The sequence below is a fragment of the Pseudoflavonifractor intestinihominis genome (genome assembly GCF_040096055.1).
GTDB lineage: Bacteria > Bacillota > Clostridia > Oscillospirales > Oscillospiraceae > Pseudoflavonifractor > Pseudoflavonifractor intestinihominis.
Window position 1 is genome coordinate 1 of sequence record NZ_JBBMFK010000003.1, and the last position, 18,573, is coordinate 18,573.

General features: G+C 56.6%; 16 protein-coding genes. 1 reads left to right on the forward strand and 15 read right to left on the reverse strand.

What is annotated here, in order from left to right; all coding sequences use genetic code 11:
• Window positions 1-115 precede the first annotated feature (115 nt).
• The 10 genes from WMO64_RS02335 to WMO64_RS02380 all read right to left on the reverse strand — a co-directional run bounded on the left by WMO64_RS02335 (window position 116) and on the right by WMO64_RS02380 (window position 10,328).
• Entirely contained in the window at window positions 116-322 is a 207-nt protein-coding gene (locus WMO64_RS02335) for a hypothetical protein (protein ID WP_349230869.1), read from the reverse strand.
• A 442-nt stretch (window positions 323-764) separates the two neighbouring features.
• On the reverse strand, window positions 765-1,025 hold the full coding sequence (locus WMO64_RS02340) for a helix-turn-helix domain-containing protein (protein ID WP_204832631.1): 261 nt from the start codon (window positions 1,023-1,025) through the stop codon (window positions 765-767).
• Complete coding sequence (locus tag WMO64_RS02345) at window positions 1,015-1,449, reverse strand: sigma factor-like helix-turn-helix DNA-binding protein (protein WP_349230870.1); 435 nt, start codon at window positions 1,447-1,449, stop codon at window positions 1,015-1,017. Before WMO64_RS02345 ends, WMO64_RS02340 begins: the two co-directional genes overlap by 11 nt.
• Window positions 1,450-1,701: 252 nt before the next feature.
• Entirely contained in the window at window positions 1,702-2,901 is a 1,200-nt protein-coding gene (locus tag WMO64_RS02350; RefSeq protein WP_349230871.1) for a hypothetical protein, read from the reverse strand.
• 391 nt (window positions 2,902-3,292) lie between these two features.
• Window positions 3,293-3,511, reverse strand: a complete 219-nt coding sequence (locus WMO64_RS02355) for a hypothetical protein (RefSeq protein WP_204832625.1) — start codon at window positions 3,509-3,511, stop codon at window positions 3,293-3,295.
• 245 nt (window positions 3,512-3,756) lie between these two features.
• Window positions 3,757-4,608, reverse strand: a complete 852-nt coding sequence (locus WMO64_RS02360; protein ID WP_204832623.1) for a tyrosine-type recombinase/integrase — start codon at window positions 4,606-4,608, stop codon at window positions 3,757-3,759.
• 75 nt (window positions 4,609-4,683) lie between these two features.
• The gene (locus WMO64_RS02365; RefSeq protein WP_349230872.1) at window positions 4,684-5,541 is read right to left on the reverse strand and encodes a hypothetical protein; all 858 of its coding nucleotides are present in this window, start codon (window positions 5,539-5,541) and stop codon (window positions 4,684-4,686) included.
• A 121-nt stretch (window positions 5,542-5,662) separates the two neighbouring features.
• Window positions 5,663-7,615 carry a C40 family peptidase gene (locus WMO64_RS02370; RefSeq protein WP_349230873.1) on the reverse strand — a complete coding sequence of 651 codons (1,953 nt, stop codon included), beginning with the start codon at window positions 7,613-7,615 and terminating at the stop codon, window positions 5,663-5,665.
• A gap of 39 nt (window positions 7,616-7,654) precedes the next feature.
• Window positions 7,655-9,991, reverse strand: coding sequence for a VirB4-like conjugal transfer ATPase, CD1110 family (locus WMO64_RS02375; RefSeq protein WP_349230874.1), 2,337 nt, complete (start codon window positions 9,989-9,991; stop codon window positions 7,655-7,657).
• Window positions 9,984-10,328, reverse strand: a complete 345-nt coding sequence (locus WMO64_RS02380; protein WP_204832619.1) for a PrgI family mobile element protein — start codon at window positions 10,326-10,328, stop codon at window positions 9,984-9,986. The genes WMO64_RS02375 and WMO64_RS02380 overlap by 8 nt, the downstream gene beginning before the upstream one ends.
• A 126-nt stretch (window positions 10,329-10,454) precedes the next feature.
• Between WMO64_RS02380 and WMO64_RS02385 the strand changes: the two genes are divergently transcribed.
• On the forward strand, window positions 10,455-10,838 hold the full coding sequence (locus WMO64_RS02385) for a hypothetical protein (protein WP_349230875.1): 384 nt from the start codon (window positions 10,455-10,457) through the stop codon (window positions 10,836-10,838).
• A gap of 58 nt (window positions 10,839-10,896) precedes the next feature.
• On the opposite strand, the gene WMO64_RS02390 is transcribed toward WMO64_RS02385, so the two are convergent.
• From WMO64_RS02390 to WMO64_RS02410, 5 genes are all read right to left on the reverse strand, one after another.
• Window positions 10,897-11,736, reverse strand: coding sequence for a VirB6/TrbL-like conjugal transfer protein, CD1112 family (locus WMO64_RS02390; protein WP_349230876.1), 840 nt, complete (start codon window positions 11,734-11,736; stop codon window positions 10,897-10,899).
• Between the two features lie 225 nt (window positions 11,737-11,961).
• A complete protein-coding gene (locus WMO64_RS02395; protein WP_420874290.1) occupies window positions 11,962-12,240 on the reverse strand; it encodes a glutamyl-tRNA amidotransferase in 279 nt (92 codons plus the stop codon).
• A 34-nt stretch (window positions 12,241-12,274) separates the two neighbouring features.
• A complete protein-coding gene (locus WMO64_RS02400; RefSeq protein ID WP_349230878.1) occupies window positions 12,275-14,068 on the reverse strand; it encodes a VirD4-like conjugal transfer protein, CD1115 family in 1,794 nt (597 codons plus the stop codon).
• Window positions 14,069-14,080: 12 nt separating this feature from the next.
• On the reverse strand, window positions 14,081-14,914 hold the full coding sequence (locus WMO64_RS02405) for a pentapeptide repeat-containing protein (protein ID WP_349231001.1): 834 nt from the start codon (window positions 14,912-14,914) through the stop codon (window positions 14,081-14,083).
• Between the two features lie 146 nt (window positions 14,915-15,060).
• A complete protein-coding gene (locus tag WMO64_RS02410; protein WP_349230879.1) occupies window positions 15,061-18,321 on the reverse strand; it encodes an S-layer homology domain-containing protein in 3,261 nt (1,086 codons plus the stop codon).
• Window positions 18,322-18,573 lie beyond the last annotated feature (252 nt).

Below are 18,573 nucleotides of genomic sequence, written 5' to 3' on the forward strand. Positions count from 1 at the left end.
CTGCGATGGTTTTTCATGAGGCGTTGAAAGCCTGTTTGTCAAGGTTCACGCCCTCGCTACTTATTTTCGTAGCAAGGTACATACGGGAGTTTTCCCATTCATATTATCTCATATTTTAACCGTTTTGTCCAATTTCGCGGAAATTTTGCTGCGGCGCTTTCAATACGGCACCCACCAAAATCGTCTTGATCTGCTCGTAAATATCAGGGTTGTTCTGCGGGGAACAGATTGCTGTGACTGGACAGCCCTTGACCACCATATTGATAATGTGCTGCTCATGGTCCACGGAAGAGATGGTGACATCTTCGTTTATCCTTTGCAAAACCGATGCCTCCTTTGATACGACAAAATCCGCACCGTTGAGCGGTGCGGATTTTCAGGTTCACAATCGTATGTCAAAGGCATCTCAAACGGCGACGGGCAGGGTCGCTCCATAGGATTTAACGTGCCTCCCCCCATTCTTGTGGCGGGGCGCTCTACTCTGTGACGTGTAGCCAGCGCAAGTATCATCATACCCGTATGCGTGTCGTGGCCGACAGCCCTTGCCTTGTGGCTGCTTGCGGCGCTGGTGTTGCTCGCTCTATCCTCCCGGCCTGCACCTCCCTTCGGGGAAGATCCTCTTGGCGCACCCGCCGCCCGGCTCGACACATACGGAACGTATTTGATAGCCCTATTCAGTTGTGGGATATTTTCGGTAGGCTGCTTGTCAGCCTGTGAAAGCGCGCCTTGCTCGGCAAGGTGCGCTTTGGCAGTATGGCAAGCGGTTACTGTTCCAGCGTTTCGCCTTTGGGGAGGCGGTGGTGGTCATAGTGGAAATAGACCGCCGACATATATTCCGAGATAATCAGGTTTTTGATTTCCTCGTCAACAACGTCATGGGGGTTGCCGTACTCGTCGTACATCCGCCGCTTGGAGAAGTGGGCGATATACGGCTCATAATGCCGGACAATCTCAATCATGGCCTCGTCGTCGCCCTGCTTGGCCGCGCAGATGGTTTCATAGGTGATCCGTTGGTTACGCTCCATAGCCCATTGCCTCCAATATCGCCTTTAGGTTGCTTAGTGCCGCGCTGCGGCGGCGGTTGATGGTGGACGTGTCCAGATTGAGCAGCCGCCCGATCTGCGGCTCGTTCCGCTCAGCAAAGTAAAATAGCAGCACAACATCCCGGCGCTTGGGCGGGAGGGCGAACAGGGCTTGTCCCAGCGCACTATCATGGACAACGACGGACAGGCCCCGCACATGGAACACCACGCTTTCCTCGTCCTCTTGGTATGTATCCTCGGTGCATAGTTTCTGTAAGTCCTGAAATGGCAGGACAGACAGCTCGGTTTCCCGGTCTGACTGCGCGGCCAGTTTCCGGCGGATATTGGCGCTGGCTTTCTTGATGGTTTTCTTGCTGAACGAATCGAAGTTGTCCTCATGGAACAGGTAAAAATCTTCCATTGTCATTGGTGCATCCTCCAGTTTGGCGGTTTTCCTTGTGGCACTTATTACTCTGTGGAAACAGGGCCGGATTTGATTTATTCCCGACAATCGGCCAAAAGTTCTGAAAAGAAAATGTTTTACGGCGTTGCCCGCCATTTCCCGCGCTGGTCAAGCAAAAAATTACGTCCCAACTTGGGACAGATTTCGCAAAGACGGGTATGCAAAAGGCGGGACGGTTTGATCCGTCCCGCCTCGTCCTGCGGTTGTAACAATCGACTATCGCTCCATAGCCCACAAATCGCCCGGTGCAAATTTGACCGTGTATTTATGCCCGTGCTGTCCACAGAACAGGCATATTCCCTCCAGTTTTACTGGCTTTTGAGAGTCCTTTTTTATACCACTTATACTGAGAAATCCGTCATCATAACGTTTTTCTTTTAGATAATAAAATATAGTACCAAATGCGGGAAAGACCATTGTAGTTTCTCCAATTTTTTGTTCGCCGTCGAAAATCTCTGCCTTAACCGATCCATCAATAAAAGCAGGGACATGATCGAATATCGTGAATTTGTCATCCGCAGTCACTTCAGTTGATATAACTATACTCCCGGTTTTTGAAACAGTTATTGTTGTGTTTTGAAATGTAAGTAAGCGAAACAATTTTTTAGGGGGCAATTCAGCAATGAGTTTTAAGCTTACTTGTTCAGCTGCTTTTTGGTACTCTCTGGCGCGGGCGTGTGTTTCTCCAACTATCTGTGCTGTCATAGCGTTAATTGCCTTTGCCGCCTCATTATGCTGCCGGATTTCCTGATTCACCCGCTCAGTATTAGAGAAAGACATCATCGCAGGAACCACTCCACCAATGCCAGATGCCACACCGGCCATAATGGCTCCATCTGATTCCTTTTTTGTTGCAATAACTCTTTCACCTTGAACGGATTTCTTCAGAGAATCTGCTATATCATTCAGCATTGTAATCGGTTTTTCAGCTCCATGCAGACAGGCATATTGCGTAAGTTTTTGAAAAGTAGCTTGTTCTTTTGCTTTGCAAAGTTCAATGGCTTTTTGCTCTTCTTCTTGTGCTTTCTGTTCTTTTTCGGAAGATTTTTCCAATACCATTTGCAACAATTCATCGGCACTCAAATGGTCAAAATGATATTTTGACGCTAAAAGTTTAAGCCGCTGTTGTTTTTCAGGTGAATTCAATGCCGAGCGATCTACAATACCAAACTCTTTGCAGGCATTCCAAAAGTCCTCTTTTCTTTGACTGAGCTGAATAGCCTCACCTTTTTGACATGAACGTGTCAATAAAACCTCAAGTATGAGTATAACGCCAAATCCAAAAGCTACGCCTCCAAATATCGATGAAGTAATCGCGCCGGCAATGAACGCCGATAAAAAAAAGGGAGAAACATCGATCAAAAAAAAGTGGAGCAGAGAGAAATTTCTCTTGAACGTTTGGAAAAAATTCTTCATATCATTTCTCCTAATCTTTAACTTGATAAGTTATTCATCTTTCTTTCGTTGCAGGGCATCATATTTTAGCCTTTGCCGGTCTAAGACCCGGCCCAGTTGCTCTATGCTGCAATGAGAAAACCGCTTATATCCTCGTGCTACTTCCTGAACGTGCTGTTGATTTTCCTCCGAGGTCAGATCCCCACTGTCCATGATTCCATACTTCACACGGCAAACCCGGTAGAACAGCGAGTAGTCCGCAGACCACTCACACCACTTCCAGTCCAGCCACTTCCACAGCGACCAGAGCAGGTTGGCCGCAAGGGCTAACAGACACAGCAGGAACAGTCCCAGCAACACATAGGCAGCGGATTTAAGTTTTGTAGGGAGTTGCGAAGATCATTTGGATTTATCATGACTTCTTAATTTTCCGGTTGTGGGCCTCCACAAACGCCTGCGCCTTTTCATCATCTTTCAGGCAAACCTTGCAGCATGATATTTTACTGTCAGTTTCTTCAAGTAAGGTATTCAAGTCGCTGCCCGCTGAATAACCAACGGAGTCTTTTACTGTCCGGCAGGTGACTGCGTGTAATTTTCTTGTTCCTTTGTTGATTACATATTTCGCTACCATATGTTTACCTCCTATGTATTGACCACATACTTTTCGTTCTGTTGTAACTTATCTATTTTACACGTCAACTATACCAACTTCTCCCTACATAATCAAGCGTTTCACGAACTTTCGAGGAAATTCTGTGCAGGACAAACAGGCGGAGAAACGATGATTTTCTCTCCGCCTACTTTGTCGTGCCAAAACAGGACTTAGATTTCACTGGGTATAGACGGTGAGGACATTGCCTTACAACAGAACGAAAACTATGTAATCACCAGCCCCATGCGGCTGATCTGCTGGGCGTGGACGGCCCCGCTCTCCATGGTATAAATGCGGGTAGTATTAACGCTGGAGTGGCCCAGAATGTCAGCCAGCCGGGCCAAATCCTTTTCCAGCGCGTAATAAGCCCGGGCGAAAAGGTGCCGCAGATTGTGGGGGAATACCTTGGACGGCTCCACCCCGGCGCTCTCACAGAGTGCTTTCATGGCCCGCCAGATATTCGAGCGATCTAACGGCCTGCCCGTCCGGGTCACAAACACCGCTCCGGCGGTGATTTTTTGTTTTTTGAGGTAGGTTTTCAGCAGGCGGCGCAGCCGGTCCGGGAGAAAGACGGTGCGGCGCTTACCCTTGTTGCTGACCTCCGCCCGGCCTGAGCGAACGGCCTCGGCGGAGATAAAACGCAGTTCGGAAACCCGGATGCCGGTGGCGCAGATGGTCTGCAAAATCAGGGCAAGGCGCTCGTTGCCTGCCCGCTGCGCGGCGTTCACCAGCCGGGCATACTCAGCCTTGGACAGTTCCCGCTGTTCCTCCCGGAACAGGGGCCGCTGGATCTTCAGCAGGCGCACGGTCAGGGCGTGCCAGCCCATAAAGCGGAGAAAGCCGTTGACTGCAACCAGCATGGAATTGACGGTGGCCGGGGCGTGGTCAGCGGCCAATGCCTCTTTCCAGCCAATCAGCAGGGCCTTGGTCAGTGCCCCGCCTTGCAGGTATTCCAGCAGGGCGGAAAGGTCGTGGGTGTACTTCTGTATGGTGGCGGTGCTGCGCTCCTGTTCCCGCAGGTAGTCGGCATAGCGGCGGATCAGGGCGGCGGTCAGGGTGTGGTTTTTGGTTCGCAAAGCGGTGTCCTCCTTGTTTAGCAGATACCGCTATTGTACCGAAAAAGTAATGCGTCCCAAGTTGGGACGCATTGTTCAAAAGCCATTCCAAACTGGTTGACCGCAATAATCAAAAGTCCGCATATCCCTGCAATCAGCCACAGTCAAATCTTTCAGCCGCTTATGGCATCTTGTCAGATACAGTTTGCTCTGGAGCGGAGGCCGGGCCTCGTTATACTCCAGCAGGTCATCCACCAGTGCGGCCTTTGTAAAACTCTCCGGCTCGTTCTCCTGAAGGTATCGAAAGAAATAGCCGGTATGGAACGGGCAGAACACACACGCACTGGCCCATGTTTCCAGCCCCCATACATCTTTGTTGTAAGCAAAGCAGTCTGCCCGCGTCCAGCCCATTTCCACCAGCGGATAGCGATTTGTAAAGAGGCGCTGGCGGCTTTCCTTGGCTCTGCGCCGTTCCTCCCACATGATTCCCATGTGCATCTCATGGGTGTGGTCATCATAGGGCCTCGTCCGCTCCCGGGGCCGGTAGCGCAGCAGTTCATAGCGGATATACCGCTCCATCACTTTTATCTTGTAGTCACAGGTGCATTGCCTGGGCATTTTCCCTTTCTTTCTGCTCTCACTATGGATACTCCAGAACGGGATGCTGGATACCCGGCCCCGGCCAAAATTCTCTGTAAAGTCCCGATACAGGTCGGCGTCCAGCACCTTGAAGATGATTCCGGCCCGGGCGCAGGTGTTCGCCACAAAATCTGCCTGCCGATAGACCCAACTCGGCTCCGCGTGCAGATCGCAGAACAGGACAATATCATATACCGGCACCAGCGGATAGACCGCCCGGCCCTCCAATTTGTTCTGACAGGCCATCAGGGCCAGAGTAGTGCTGGGCGTACCGGCTCCAAAACTCAGTATTCGCAGCGGTTCCCATAAAAGCATAGCAGTTTTCCTCCATGGGAATATGGTAATAAAAATACCTGCAAAACGCAAAAATCCCCGTACCCGCAGAAGTCCTCTGCGGATACGGGGATTTAATCTGTCCCAACTCGGGACGCAATTCCTATTCGGTGAAGTAGACTGGCCTGCCAATGGAAGTAAAACCGTCCACGCCGGTAATCACCACATTGTTGGCTCCGCTGGCACAGTGGATAATGAGCAGGTTTCCATTTTCGTCCCTGCCGCCCACAATGCCCACATGGGAGTCCTCGGGATAGAATACCAAATCGCCGGGGATCGCCTCGTCCCATGTAATCGCGGTGCAGTAGCTGTGCTGTGCAGAGGCTCCGCCCCCGTGGCCTATGATGTACTCGCCGCCTGTGGCGTTGTAGTTGTAGAATACCCAGTCCACAAAGCCGCTGCAATCCATCCCGTAGGGGCGGTAGGTGCCGGTACTGCTGCTGCCTGCCGCTGTCACCTGCATGGTGGTCCCCCAGCGGGAGTCCCAGCCCAGCACAAGGCTCTTGCCGCCCCAGAAGTAATTGACCTTGCCAACCAGCATCAAGGCGTGCTGGATCACGGCTTTCCGCTCCGGGGACAGGTTATCGGGCAGGTTCTCCAGCAGGGCCACGGCATCCGCTTGTGTAATGGACAAGTCCCCCAGCAGGCCGCCCAGCAGTTCCATTTCTTCCAGCAAGGCATCCAATGCTTCGTTCTGGTAGTCGGTAAATTGGTAGACTGACCGCATATCATCGGCAGTTTTGGCCTCGATGGTGATATGGAGGATGGTTTCGTCGCCGTCCTCGACCTCCACGGTTTCTTCCTCGGTGGTGATAGCGGTCATATCCCAAAACACTTGCCGCAGGCGCTCCACCCGGTCAGGGTCAAGGGTAGCAACGTCCACGCCATCCTCTGCGGAGGCCGTCTTGCAGGCGAAAACAGCAAGGACTTCCCGCCAGTCCGGGGGCTGGCCGTGGATCTGGATACTGTCATAGTTGCCCGCCTGCAAATCCGCCAGTTTCTCCGTGTACTCCACGTTGATCTGTGCGATGGCCGCATTTGGGGAAACAGCGTCCGGTTCCTTCTGCTGGTCGGCAAAGAAGATACCAAAGGGGGACGATACCACAGCGGCCACCAGCATAATCACGCACAGGGCCAGCAGGAGGACAGCGCCGCCCACCAGCCCCACAAGAGCACTGACAAGGGCCGTCGCCGCATGGACGACTGCCTGCGCCGCCTTCTTTCCCAGATTGGCCGTGGCCTGCGCGGCCTTCTTGGCCCGCTGGACAGCGAGTTGCCGCGCCCGCACCTGTGCCGTCTGGCCCACGGCCTTTTTTGCCGCCGTCTTTGCAGCGGCTTTTGTGGCCTTTGCAGCCTTGGGCGCTGTACCGGAGGCGGCTTTTTCTGCCGCGGCCTTGGCGGTATTCCCACGCCTGGCCGCTGCTGCCTGCCGGGTCTTGATGGCCGGGGCATTGCCGCGGGGCCGCTCCTTGATGGCCGTCTGCGGCTTGCCCCGGACAGCAGGCAGATTGTCCGTATTGCTGGGGGCATCAGCGCGGCGGAGATGGCCCGAATTAACAGGGGCAGAGGATTTCCGGGGCTGTCCGATCCTGTTGTCCGAAGATGCAAAGGGCGGCGTCCCCTCCGGGTCGCCGCCTCTGCCCTTGATAGCTTCCGCTTTCTTCTCCTTGATGGCCTCCTGTTTCATCCGTTCGCCCGGCTGGGGCGGCGCCGGCTCCATCCCATCCGGGGGCGGTTCAGCCTGTCCCATATTGGCGCGGCTGGCCTTGGCCTCCTGCCGCTGGCGAATGGTGCGGCGGGCCTTGTCCAGCCCCCGGCCAGCAGAAGAGCGGACGGTGGAGATGGATTCCCCGGTGTACTGCTCTACCTGTTCCTCGGCGGACACAGCGGCGTTTGGTTCCTGCGCCTGCCTTTCCTTGGCCTGCTCTCTCCGATAGCGGTCCTTCATCAGTTTCCCCATGCGCCCGGTGACGGCGCGCCGGATGGATTTGACGCGCTCCTTGAACACATGGGACTTTACTTTCGGCTGGTTTGGTTTCTCTTTTAGATCCCGCACAGTACACCTCCCTTAATCTGTCCCAACTTGGGACGCAATTCAGCCGTTGGCCCCGTCGCCGGGGGTAGTGGACATAAGGCGGTAGAGGGCGGTGTCCTTGGGGATGGTGTTGGTAAAAGGCACGATGGAACCGCCCATGCGGATGAGGCCGCAGCCGGGGGCGGAGTTGGTGATGTATCCCATCTGCGTATCGGAGATATGCAGCAGCTTGGCAAGCTCCGCCCGGTCTGTGGCCGCTTGGTTATAAAGCACCAAAAACTCGCTGTTGGCGAACATCAGGCGGGCGGTTTCGGAACGCAGACATTCTTCCACATTCTGCGTGGCGGCAGTCATCGGCGCGGCATACTTGCGAAAGCGTTTCCACGCTTTGTAGAGGAATTGGGCGGAGTAGAAGTATTTGAAGAACAGGTACACCTCGTCGATAAAGACCCATGTGTATTTGCCCTTCTTCCGGTTGGAGGCAACACGGTTCTGTATGGCCTCCAGCGTCACCACAAGCCCAGTGGGCCGCAACTGCTCGCCCATCTCGTACAGATCAATGACGATGATCCGGTTGTCCATATTGACATTGGTGGGGTGGGCGAACACGTTGAGGGTGCCCTCCACGATGATTTCCGATGCCAGCGCGATCTCCTGCGCCGCCTCCTCCGGCTGGTTCAGTACGTCCTGCCGCCAGTCAGTCAGGAGGGGCGCGGGGCCATTGCCCCCATTCTTCAGATAGGGCCGCAGGATGTTGGAGGTACAGCGGTCAATGATGGACTTCTGCGCGCCGCCCAGCGTCCCGGCCCCCATCTGCTGCTCGATGATGCTCATGAGCACCTCGGACTTCATGGCGATGGGGTTCTCGCCGTCGCCGTAGCCGTCCCCCATATCCAGCGGGTTGATGTGGTGGCGGCTGTTGGGGGAAATCTCGATCACCTCGCCGCCCAGCGCCTCGGCAATGGGGCCATACTCACGCTCGGCGTCGATGATGATAATATCGTCGTCTGTCCCCATGGCGATGTTGGCAATGGTGCCTTTCATTCCCATGGACTTACCGGAGCCGGATACCCCCAGCATAAAGGCATGGGGAGAGATGAGCCGCTTGCGGTCACAGATGAGGGGGTTCTTGGACACGGCGTTGATGCCGTAATACAGCCCGCCGGGGTCTTGGATCTCCTGCGCCCGGAAGGGCATGAAAACAGCGGTGCTCTCGGTGGTAAGGGTGCGCAGGGCCTTGATGCGCCGCAGGCCATAGGGCAGCACCGTGTTCAAACCGTCCTCCTGCTGGTAGCGGAGGATGGAAAATTGGCACAGGTGGTTGCGGCCAATGGCCATCAGGGTTTCCGTGTCGGCCTCCAGCTGCTCCAGCGTGTCCGCGATGTGGACGATGGTAACGACGGCGAACATCATGCGCTGGTCCCGGGTGGTGAGGTCGTCTAAAAATCCCTTGGATTCATTCCGCATCTGCTCCAGCTCATAGGGAACCACAGCGGAAAAGTTGTTGTTGGAGTTCTGCTTTTGCTGCCACCGGGTCACGTCGGTTTCCACGGCCAGAATACGGCTCTGGATCTCCTTCACCGCCTCGTCCGTGGGGATGGGGAGAATGTCGATGGAGAGCATGAGGCTGCGGGAGAAGTCAGACAGCTCGGCAATCATATCGTCCTTGAGGAACGATGCCAGGTCTTTGAGGAACAGCACCCGGCCAACCTTGCCGCCCATCTCAAAGTATCCGGCCTTAAAGGAAAAGCTGTCCGGACAGATGAGGTCGCGGAAATCCATCCCCTTACGGATGGTTTCGCTCTTGTCAAAGGTGAAATACTGTTCCTCGCCGGGGCGGAAAAAGTCGTGGAGGATACGCAGGCGGTCATAATTGGAGATGGCCCGCGCGCCAGAGTCCAGCCGCCCAAAGCTCTTGGCAAGGTCGCCCTCCACCCGGCGGAAGTAGGCGCGGGAGTCCTCAATTTTCCGCTGGGGGATGGACAGGGTGATAAACTTGTCCTGCACCAGATTGTTGCTCTGGGCCATCTTGTCCATCAGGATTTGATTGGACTCCCGGCGGTACTCGTCCAGCTTGTCGCCCTTCTCTTTCATTAGGACGGTACGCTGGAAAACCTCAAAATTCAGCCTGCGGTTGCAGATGGTGATTTTGGCGGCGGCGTCCGTAGGCAGGGAGTTCAGCACGCCGCAGTAGGAGAGGAAGATGGCGCGGCGGTCATCGTCTGAGGCGGCCTCGTAGTTGATGTCCGCAAAGCGCCACGTCTTGCTGTGCTTGCGCCCAACCAGCCAGATCCCGTCCTTGTAGATGCGTTTGATGGGGATGGACTGCTGGACGCTGCGGGGGATAAAGAAGGTGTCCCGCTCCGCCTTGTTTGCCAGCAGGAGGGTCTTAATCAAAGTCCGCGCCCTCCTTTCTGCCGAGGGCTTTGTAGTAGATGTTTTCCGCCTTGAATACCCGGTTCCCTGCACAGAGCACCTCGGATTTGAGAAAAGCCCACGCGAATTGCTCCAGCGTCAGGCCGTTGTAGTTGAAAAAGCCCGCCACAGCCACCGGCGCGGCGGACAGGATGCAGGCCCAGCTGGCGGTTTCTTTGCCGATGGTTTCGCTCAGGCTCAGATAGACGGCCACAGCGATCCCCACGGCGAAGAGGGCGCAGAGGAATTGCCGGGCGGAGAGGCCAAAGAAAATCGTTTCCTTGTGCTGGCGTACTTCCTTGGGGATTTTAATTTCCAATCGCATCTTCCTTTCAGGTTTGGATTTTGGGAAATTTGACAGTGTTTTCCTACTATGAGATAATATAAGTGTAAGAAAACACTGTAAGTTCCAATGATTTCTGAACATTTTAAGGAGGTTAATTGTATGCGTGACGCGCAAGTGATTTTGTGGTGCCTGTTCCAACTGTTCCTGTTTCTTGTGCTGGTAAAGCTGCTGGCAATGGCAAAGCTGCTCCCCCTGATGGTCTACCTGTGCGGGGCCGCTACACTTTTCCCGGCATGGAGAGCGGAACAGCCGTTTGCCTACTACGGCATCGCGGCCCTGCTCCTGCTGTATCCCATCGCCTACTGGGGCCTGCGGCTCTACCGGCACAGGCAGGAGGAGCGGGCGATGCTGGGGGACCTGCTGGCAAGGGCAAAGCCCCTGTACGGCCCCGGCGGGTGTTACAGCCAGACGCCCGCGCCCCAGTGGGAGGCGGAGCTGGAACCGGGAACAGAGGAATATGAGGATTACTGGTATGACAGATAAAGGGAAACGGCGGGCCAAAAGCCCGCCGTCCTCTTTTTGCGTCCCAACTTGGGACAGATTACAGGCCAAACATCTCCCGGACGATACGCTCCGCGCCTTTCACAAGGGCGGTGAGCACCAGCATATTGAACACCAGCTGCCCGATGTACTGCCACGCCATTGTTACCGCAGGCAGAGTCACGTCCACCGCCGGGGCGCTGGTGGAGAGGAAGGCCGAGTAAATGAGGCAGGCAAGGATGATGACCGCCCCCTCCATACACACGCCCACATAGGACTTGATAAACGCCTTGCCCATGCTGGAAGTCCCCTCTCCGGCAAAGGAGGCCATAGGTAGCGGGGACAGGGCCGTGTAGATGTACAGGCGGAAAAATCGGCCATACACCGTCAGGATCAGCACAAAGGACAGGATGGTGACGAGGATGGAGCCAAGAAAGGACACCAGCCAGAGGGGGATGGACTGTAAAAAGCCCACGCTCTCGATGGCGTCCACAATCTCGCTTGGCAGGGTCGCAGCCTGCGTCACCGCGCCGCCCATATTACCCATGACAGTCTGCACAATGCCGCCACAGATAGAGAAGATATCGGTCATGATCTCCATGCCGTAGCCTACCGCCACCTTGGCGGCGGCAAAGCGGATAAAGTGCCGCAGGGCATATTCGGGCCGCTGGATCTCCCGGAAAGAGGCGGCGGACTGGAACACGCCCATAGCGAAAAACAGCACCAGCAGGCCATACCCAATGCCCTGCACGGCGCTGTTTATGTCTACAATCACGTCCCAAATGTTGCCGCCCTTGAAGTTCTGCGGAGTCTGCGTCAGCAGCGTCCACAGTTCGCCTAACTTTTCATTCCATGTGCTGAGGGCGTTTTCCAGATTGCCGACTACCCAGTTGTCACTCAATCATCCGTTCACCTCTCTTTGCTGTGACGCCGCTCAGGCTGGTTAAAAAACAATCCCGCCTCTCCGTCAAAGTCAGTACGCCGTGCACGGTACAAGACTGCCTTCTTGGGATAACCGCTATACTGCCGGATATGGATTTGATCGTTTGGCGTCTGAATAATCACGCGCCAATAGCCAAATTCTGTTTTTTCGCAGGATAAGATTTTGTTATATTTTCGCATGGGCTTACACCACGCCGATGGCGGTCAAAATTTCTTTCGCAAAGGCGATGAGCAGGCCGCCGAACAGGCAGAGAAAGCCCTGGCTGCGCTGGCTGGCGTCATGGCTCTGGACGCTCATGCCTACCTGCACCACGCCCCAGCCGAGGATGATGATGCCAATGGCCTTGATGCAGGAGAAGATAAAGTCAGAGAGGTTGTTGACGATCTGCAACGGGTCGTCCGCGGCCAGCGCCGGGACCGTAAAGACGCAGACGGCCAGCACCAGCGCCGCCCATGCCGCCATGAGGCGGCGGGCCTTGACGTGATGATGGATTTTATCAGGATGTTTGTTCATGTGATTCCTCCATTTCGTCAGATTCAGATGCGCCGATGATCTCCACATCGGCAAGCGAGGTAACGGGAAAACTGAGGTCCTCCACGGCATACAGGCAGGTGGGGCTGTGGACATAGGGCGCGGCCCCGCCGTCCTCGGTTTCCTTGATGTTGGGGTGCTTTAGAATGTCGTACTTGTCGTCAATGATGGGGCGCTCGCCCCGGATCAGGACGATGGCTTTGTTATTATCCAGCATCCGCACTTCGTCGGGGGTCAAGAGTTCCCGGCCCGTCTGCTGGAAGTTCTGGGAGTAGGAGCCGTTGCGGCCCCGGCTGCGGCTGGAGGTCGTGGTATCAATGGTTTCTTTCCCCAGCAGCTCGGAGATGTACTTGTGGGACTCCTTTTCATTGCCGCCCAAATACACAAGGCTGTCCGCATTGCCGATGATGCCCTCCCAATCGTCCTTGAACAGCGCCTTCAACTGCGAGATGTTTTGCAGGATGATGGTTGCCATGAGGTTTCTCGACCTCATGGTTGCCTGTAAGCGGGCGTAGCCGTCCGGCAAAGAAACGTTGGCAAATTCGTCGAACATGAGCCGCACCGGGACAGGCAGGCTACCCCCATGCACCTTGTCCGCCTGATAGTAAAGCTCCTGAAATGCCTGTGTGTAGAGCATCCCCACGAGGAAGTTGAGGGAGTTGTCGTTGCTGTCCGGGATAACACAGAAGATGGCCTGTTTGCGCTCGCCCAACTTCTCCAGCGCCAGCGTGTCCCGGGCGGTAATGTCCTGCACTTCATGGAGGGTGAACACGGACAGCCGCACAGCAGCGCTCACCAGAATAGAGCGGGCGGTTTTTCCAGCGGCCTGCTTGAAGATGTGGTACTCCCGCACCGCGATGTGGTCCGGCTGTTCTTCCTCCAGCGCCTCAAACAGCAGGTCTAAGGCAGACTTGTAATCGTCGTCGTCCTCCTTGGCCCCGCCATACTCGATCATGGTCAAAATCATCTCCATGGTCTGTTCCTCCGGCGGGGCCTCGTGGAGCAGATAAAGCATGAGGGCGCTGTCCAGCGCGGTTTCGGACTTCTCCCAAAACGGGTCAGAGTTGGCGGCGTTCTTGGGGGTGGTGTTCTTAATGAGGTTGTCGATCAGCCGGAACACGTCGGCGTCCTTGCGGATATAGCGAAACGGGTTGTAGCAGTCGGAATGGCTGGGGTCTACCAGATCGAACACCCGCAGGACGTAGCCCCGTTTCAGCAGCAGCGGCCCCACCGCCCGGACGATCTCGCCCTTGGGGTCGGTCACGATGTAGGAGGCGTTGGCCAGCATGACGTTGGGCTTGACCAGAAAGCGGGTCTTACCTGCGCCGCTGCCGCCGATGATGATTTGCAGCAGGTTCCGGCGGTGCTGTTTCCCATTCAGGCCCATTTGCAGGTGTTGGGTCAAGATCACGTTCCTGTCCGGGTGCTTGCAGTCCCGGTATTTCCGGTCCAGCGCCCGCACGTCGCCCCATGCGGCGGAGCCGTGTTCTTCACCGGGGCGGCGGTTCTGCTGGGTGGAGTAGTACAGAGTGATTGCAAAAACATATAGTACCAGCCCGCCCAGCAGGAATTTGGGGGTGTGGGGCGTCCAGTGGATAGCAAAGGGGCGCTGGACTGCCGTGGAAAAGCGGCCCATCCAGTCAAAGACGGTCATGCCGTCCTCGTAGGCATAAGCCGCCACAGCGGCCAGCCACAGAACAGGGATGGTCAGCAGCGCCCACATAGGCAGGGCGCTCTTGAAGTCTTTCTTCTGGCGCAACCATCCGCCCCCTCACCGCTCCGGCTCTGGCGGGCGCCGGTCTGGTCCTTGGGGGTAGTCCTCCGGCCGCAGGGCCTTGTAGATGGCCTCCCGGTTGTGGCGGCACTCTTCTTCGGTGGCTCCGCTCTGGGTAATGGTGGCGGTATGCAGGCCCCGTATCCGGTTTGCCTGCACGCGGTCAAAGGAACAGCCGTCCAGCGTGGATTCTGCAAATGTTACCCCAGTCATCAGGGCGTCTAAGGTGTTGCAGCGCCTCAGCCGTGACCGGATAAAGCCGCCCCGGTGCTGCACACAGTCATAGAAATGGGTATTTGCCAGTGTGCTGTCGCTGAAAATTGCCCCGGACAGGCAGCAGGAATGAAATTCGCTGCTGTAAAGGCTGGCATCTTCAAAGTGTGTGCCTACCATCCGGCACACGGCAAAGTTACACTCCTGAAAAACAGAATCCAAACAATGCGTGTAGTCCGGCATACAGTAGATGGTCACATGGTCAAAATAGGTATTTTCAAAAAAGCCCGGTGGAAAACCGCCCTTTGCGGCCCAGTCAAAGAGCCGCTGGTTGACGACCTTCAGCGGCGGATGGCCGTCCCGCTCAAACAGTTTGTAGTGATACTGCCTGCCGCTGGTCTTGGTATAGGGCTGGCCGATGAGAAGTTTCTGTGCCTGAAAGGCCAAAATGTCCTTCTTCACGCCCTCGATCTCTCCGGCGTAGTAATCGCCGCCCTTTTCCGCCAGCTCTGCCAGCAAATCATCCGTGGTGCGGGTGGAGGCCCCCTGCAAAATATTGTTGACCGCCCGGACTGTTCTCGCCCGGTCACTGGGAGGGTAGTTTTCCGGGTCGGACATTTCCAAATAGTAGGCGATGCTCTTGGCGATCTCCCGGGTGCTGCGTACTGCTTGATACTCGATAAGCGTCCCTCCTTACGGTTGAGAATGTAAGTGCGGCAATGCGTCCCAACTTGGGACACATTGCCGCACAGGGATTTATCTACTTATTTCTCCCAGGTTTCGGGGTCGGTGAGGATGGCGGTGTGGGCGTTGGCGGCCTCAAGCACCTGATAATAGGCCCAATGGCGGGAGGACACGTCGGGGAATGTCACCAGCTTGCGGCGGTTGTCCGCAATGTAGTCCTCGTCGGCCTCGCGGCCCAGCAGGCGGTTGACGATGGTGACGACTTCCGCCCGGTCAATGGGGTCATCTGCCCGGAAGGTGCCGTCGCCGTAGCCTTCCACCCAGCCGTGGATGGCGGCGTCCTTGATATACTCAGCAGCCCAATAGCCGTCGCTCACATCGTCAAAGCCCTCGTACTGTTCCATGATTTCCTCGGCCCCATCGCCGTACACATCAAAGAACCGCGCCGCCATAGCGGTGAACTCGGCGCGGGTAATGGCCTTGTCGCCCCGGTAGGTGCGGTCATTGTAGCCCACGGCCACGCCGTAGCCGGTCAGGTACTCCACATAGCCCGCATACCAGGCGTCCGGGTCCACATCCGTAAACTTCACATTATTTCCGCTGGGGATGCGCTCATCCAACTTGTCAGAAAGCAGACGGGCAAAGATGGCCGCAGCCTCGCTCCGGCTCATGCTGCGCTCCGGGCCGAAGGTGCCGTCTGTGTAGCCATAAATATAGGCCCCGTGGTACTCGGTTTCCGTGACGGCGGGGACGGTCAGTTTGCCGTCCTCGTCGGTTTCGCCGCGCTCACTCTGGCCCAGATCACCCTTGACGATAACCGTCACACCCTCCTGGGGGTCGCGCTCATTGTCTGTGACAGTAACGGTGATGCGGTTGTCCTCATCCATATCGGTGCCGTCCGGCAGGGTGACGGTGATGTTGCCGCCTTTGCCGATGGACACCTCCGCGTCCTCGATGGGGCGTCCGGTTTCGTAGTCCTCCACAGTGACGGTCAACGTCCAGCGGTCGCCGTCCTCGTCCTCCCAGCCCACGGTGGCATCGCCGTCCTCATTGGTCGTGCCGGTGGTGCCGGGGACGGTGATCTGGCCGCTGGCATCGGTGGTGTCCTCGCAGTAGTTGTCGTGCTTGTCCGTCACGGCGATGAACAGGTCCGCCACAGGGGACTTGTCTTTCACCAGTTGGACGGTAATCGTGGTCTGGTCGGCATAGTCCAAAATCCGGCTGTTGGGGAGGCGGACAGACAGGGTATCGTCCGCATGGAGGGTGACGGTGGCGTTGGCAACGGGGTCCTTGGTGTCGGTATCCGTGACGATCACCAGATAGCCGCCCACAACGGCCTCGCCCTTGCTGTCCGTGGTGGCCTGATTATAGATCTTTTCGATTTCCTCGGTTTCCAGCGTTTCGCCGCAGACCTCGCACTCTTTATGCTTGCTCCCCTCGCTGTCGGTGGTAGGCTCCTTGTCCACGATCCAGTCGCCGGGCTTATGGCCTGCCGCCTCGGTGTAGTCGCCCTTGTAGGCGTCGCCGCAGCGGGTGCAGGTGTAGGTGGTGTAGCCCATCTCTGTACAGGTCGGCTCGGTCACAACAGTTTCATAGTCATGGCCCAAAGCGTTCTCAATAACAGCCCCGCAGCGGGTGCAGAGTTGAGGTTCGGTACAGGTGGCCGGGTCGCCGGGGATATGGCCCGCGGCCTCGTCGCCCTCCAGGCGGGTGGCTCCACAGCGGATGCAGGTGTACTCGGTCATGCCCTCGCCGGTGCAGGTGGCCCCGGTGATCTCCTTGCCCTCGTCCCAACTATGCCCCAGCGGGTCGGTGTAGTCGGTAATGAACGAACTGCCGCAGCCCTCGCAGATATGGAGGGTACGCCCGCCGCCCTCACAGGTGGCTGGGGTCACTTTGGAAACATAGTTGTGGGGCAGTGCAGAGGTAATGTCCTCGATATGCCGCTCCCCGCAGACGGTACACTCCCGCAGGGTGTAGCCAGGGCTGGTACAGGTGGCCGAAATGACGGTAGTGGAGAACTCATGCTCGGTCTGGGGCAGGTCGGTTTCCTTGACGCTGCCGCATCGCTCACAAATATCAATGGTCTTGCCAGGGACTTCACAGGTGGCGCCCCGGATGACCACACTCTGATAAGCGTGGCCCAGCGCGGCCTCATAGTCCCGCTTTTCAATCATGCCGCAGTCCACACACAGGTAGCGGTCATAGCCGAGGGTCAGGCAGGTGGGGTCTACGCTATCCAGCAGCGTCCAGTTGTGGTTCTCGCCGCAGCCCTTGTCCTCACAGCAGCAGCCGTCACAGTCCGGGTCCTGACAGCCGCAGTCGGGATTGCCGCAGCCGCAGGTACAGGAACCATCCTCGGCGGTGGTTTCGTCCCGCAGGTGGACATACGCCACACCATCCTCCACCATGTCGGTGTTCTTGAACGTATAGGTGATCTCGTAGTACACGGGATAGTCCCCGGCCTCGGTGTAGTTGGGGGCGGAAGTCAGGGTGCAGGCGTCCGCGCTGTGGCCGTAGCGGATGGCGGTGGTCACGCCTGCCTCAGACAAGTCGGACACCGTGACCGTGTGGGGCTGGCCGTCCACCACACCGAAGTAATCCGCAATGACGGCCTTGGCAGCGGTATAAGCAGTTTCGGCATAGCCGCAGTCCGCGCAGGTATCCATCTCCACAAAGCGGTCATGGGCCAGTTCGGGTCGGATGGCGTTCTCCATGTGGTGGCGCTCCAACGTGGAATTTTCCTCCTTGAAGGTGCCGTAGCAGAATCCGCAATACTCGCCGCTGGTGGTGATGACGCGGTGATACTCGCTGTCCGCTTGCTCAATGGTCTGTGTTTCCGGCAGTTCCTCAAAGAAATTGTTGGCGCAATCGTAGAGCCAGTAGACATTCTTCAGGTAGCCGTAGTCCGTCTTGGCCATATTGGTGTTGATGCTCCCGCAGGTTTCACACACGGCTTTCGTCCAGTGAAATCCTGTATAGGTGCTGTCCTCTCCGGGCACGCCGTCCAGAATAGAACCTTTACCCTCGCCGTCTACCATGGTGCCGTCCGAATACTTGACATTGCGGCTCATGGCTGTTGCACCATCCTTTGTATATTCGGGGGTGCGGAACACGATAAAGGAAGTCTGCTGCTTGCAGACCTTGCAGTTAAAGGTTTCGTGGGTCACGGTGGCATTGGCGTCCAGTTCGTTGGTGCGGTTGTTGGCCTCCTGCCAGTTCTCAGCGGGATCGTGGTAACTGTCCTGCTGGGCGGCAAAGGCGGTGGGCACCATGCCGATGCAGAGTACCACGGCCAGCAGCAGGGCCAATGCGGAACGGGCGCGTTTTTTCATGGTCATATAAGCATTACCTCCATATTTGATAAAGTCTAAAATGAAAAAGGGGCAAAAAAATACGTCCCGACTTGGGACGTAAAGCAAAGTATAGAAAATCTGTCCCAACTTGGGACACAAAAATCGGGCCGGGGTCAGCACCGGCTGACGGGCGGCGCACCCGCCCCCAGCATGGACACAGGGCGCGCAAGGCGCGCCCTGTGAGGGTGTTATCCCCTTGGTGTCCGCTATCCTGCCGGATGGCCGCAGTCAAGGCCC

Bases quoted from the DNA above. Each gene is read 5' to 3' on its own strand.
- WMO64_RS02345 (WP_349230870.1), bottom strand. From the start codon at position 1,449: ATGACAATGGAAGATTTTTACCTGTTCCATGAGGACAACTTCGATTCG.
- WMO64_RS02385 (WP_349230875.1), top strand. From the start codon at position 10,455: ATGCGTGACGCGCAAGTGATTTTGTGGTGCCTGTTCCAACTGTTCCTG.
- WMO64_RS02410 (WP_349230879.1), bottom strand. From the start codon at position 18,321: ATGACCATGAAAAAACGCGCCCGTTCCGCATTGGCCCTGCTGCTGGCC.
- WMO64_RS02365 (WP_349230872.1), bottom strand. From the start codon at position 5,541: ATGCTTTTATGGGAACCGCTGCGAATACTGAGTTTTGGAGCCGGTACG.
- WMO64_RS02355 (WP_204832625.1), bottom strand. From the start codon at position 3,511: ATGGTAGCGAAATATGTAATCAACAAAGGAACAAGAAAATTACACGCA.
- WMO64_RS02405 (WP_349231001.1), bottom strand. From the start codon at position 14,914: ATGTCCGACCCGGAAAACTACCCTCCCAGTGACCGGGCGAGAACAGTC.
- WMO64_RS02395 (WP_420874290.1), bottom strand. From the start codon at position 12,240: ATGGCGGCATGGGCGGCGCTGGTGCTGGCCGTCTGCGTCTTTACGGTC.
- WMO64_RS02350 (WP_349230871.1), bottom strand. From the start codon at position 2,901: ATGAAGAATTTTTTCCAAACGTTCAAGAGAAATTTCTCTCTGCTCCAC.
- WMO64_RS02340 (WP_204832631.1), bottom strand. From the start codon at position 1,025: ATGGAGCGTAACCAACGGATCACCTATGAAACCATCTGCGCGGCCAAG.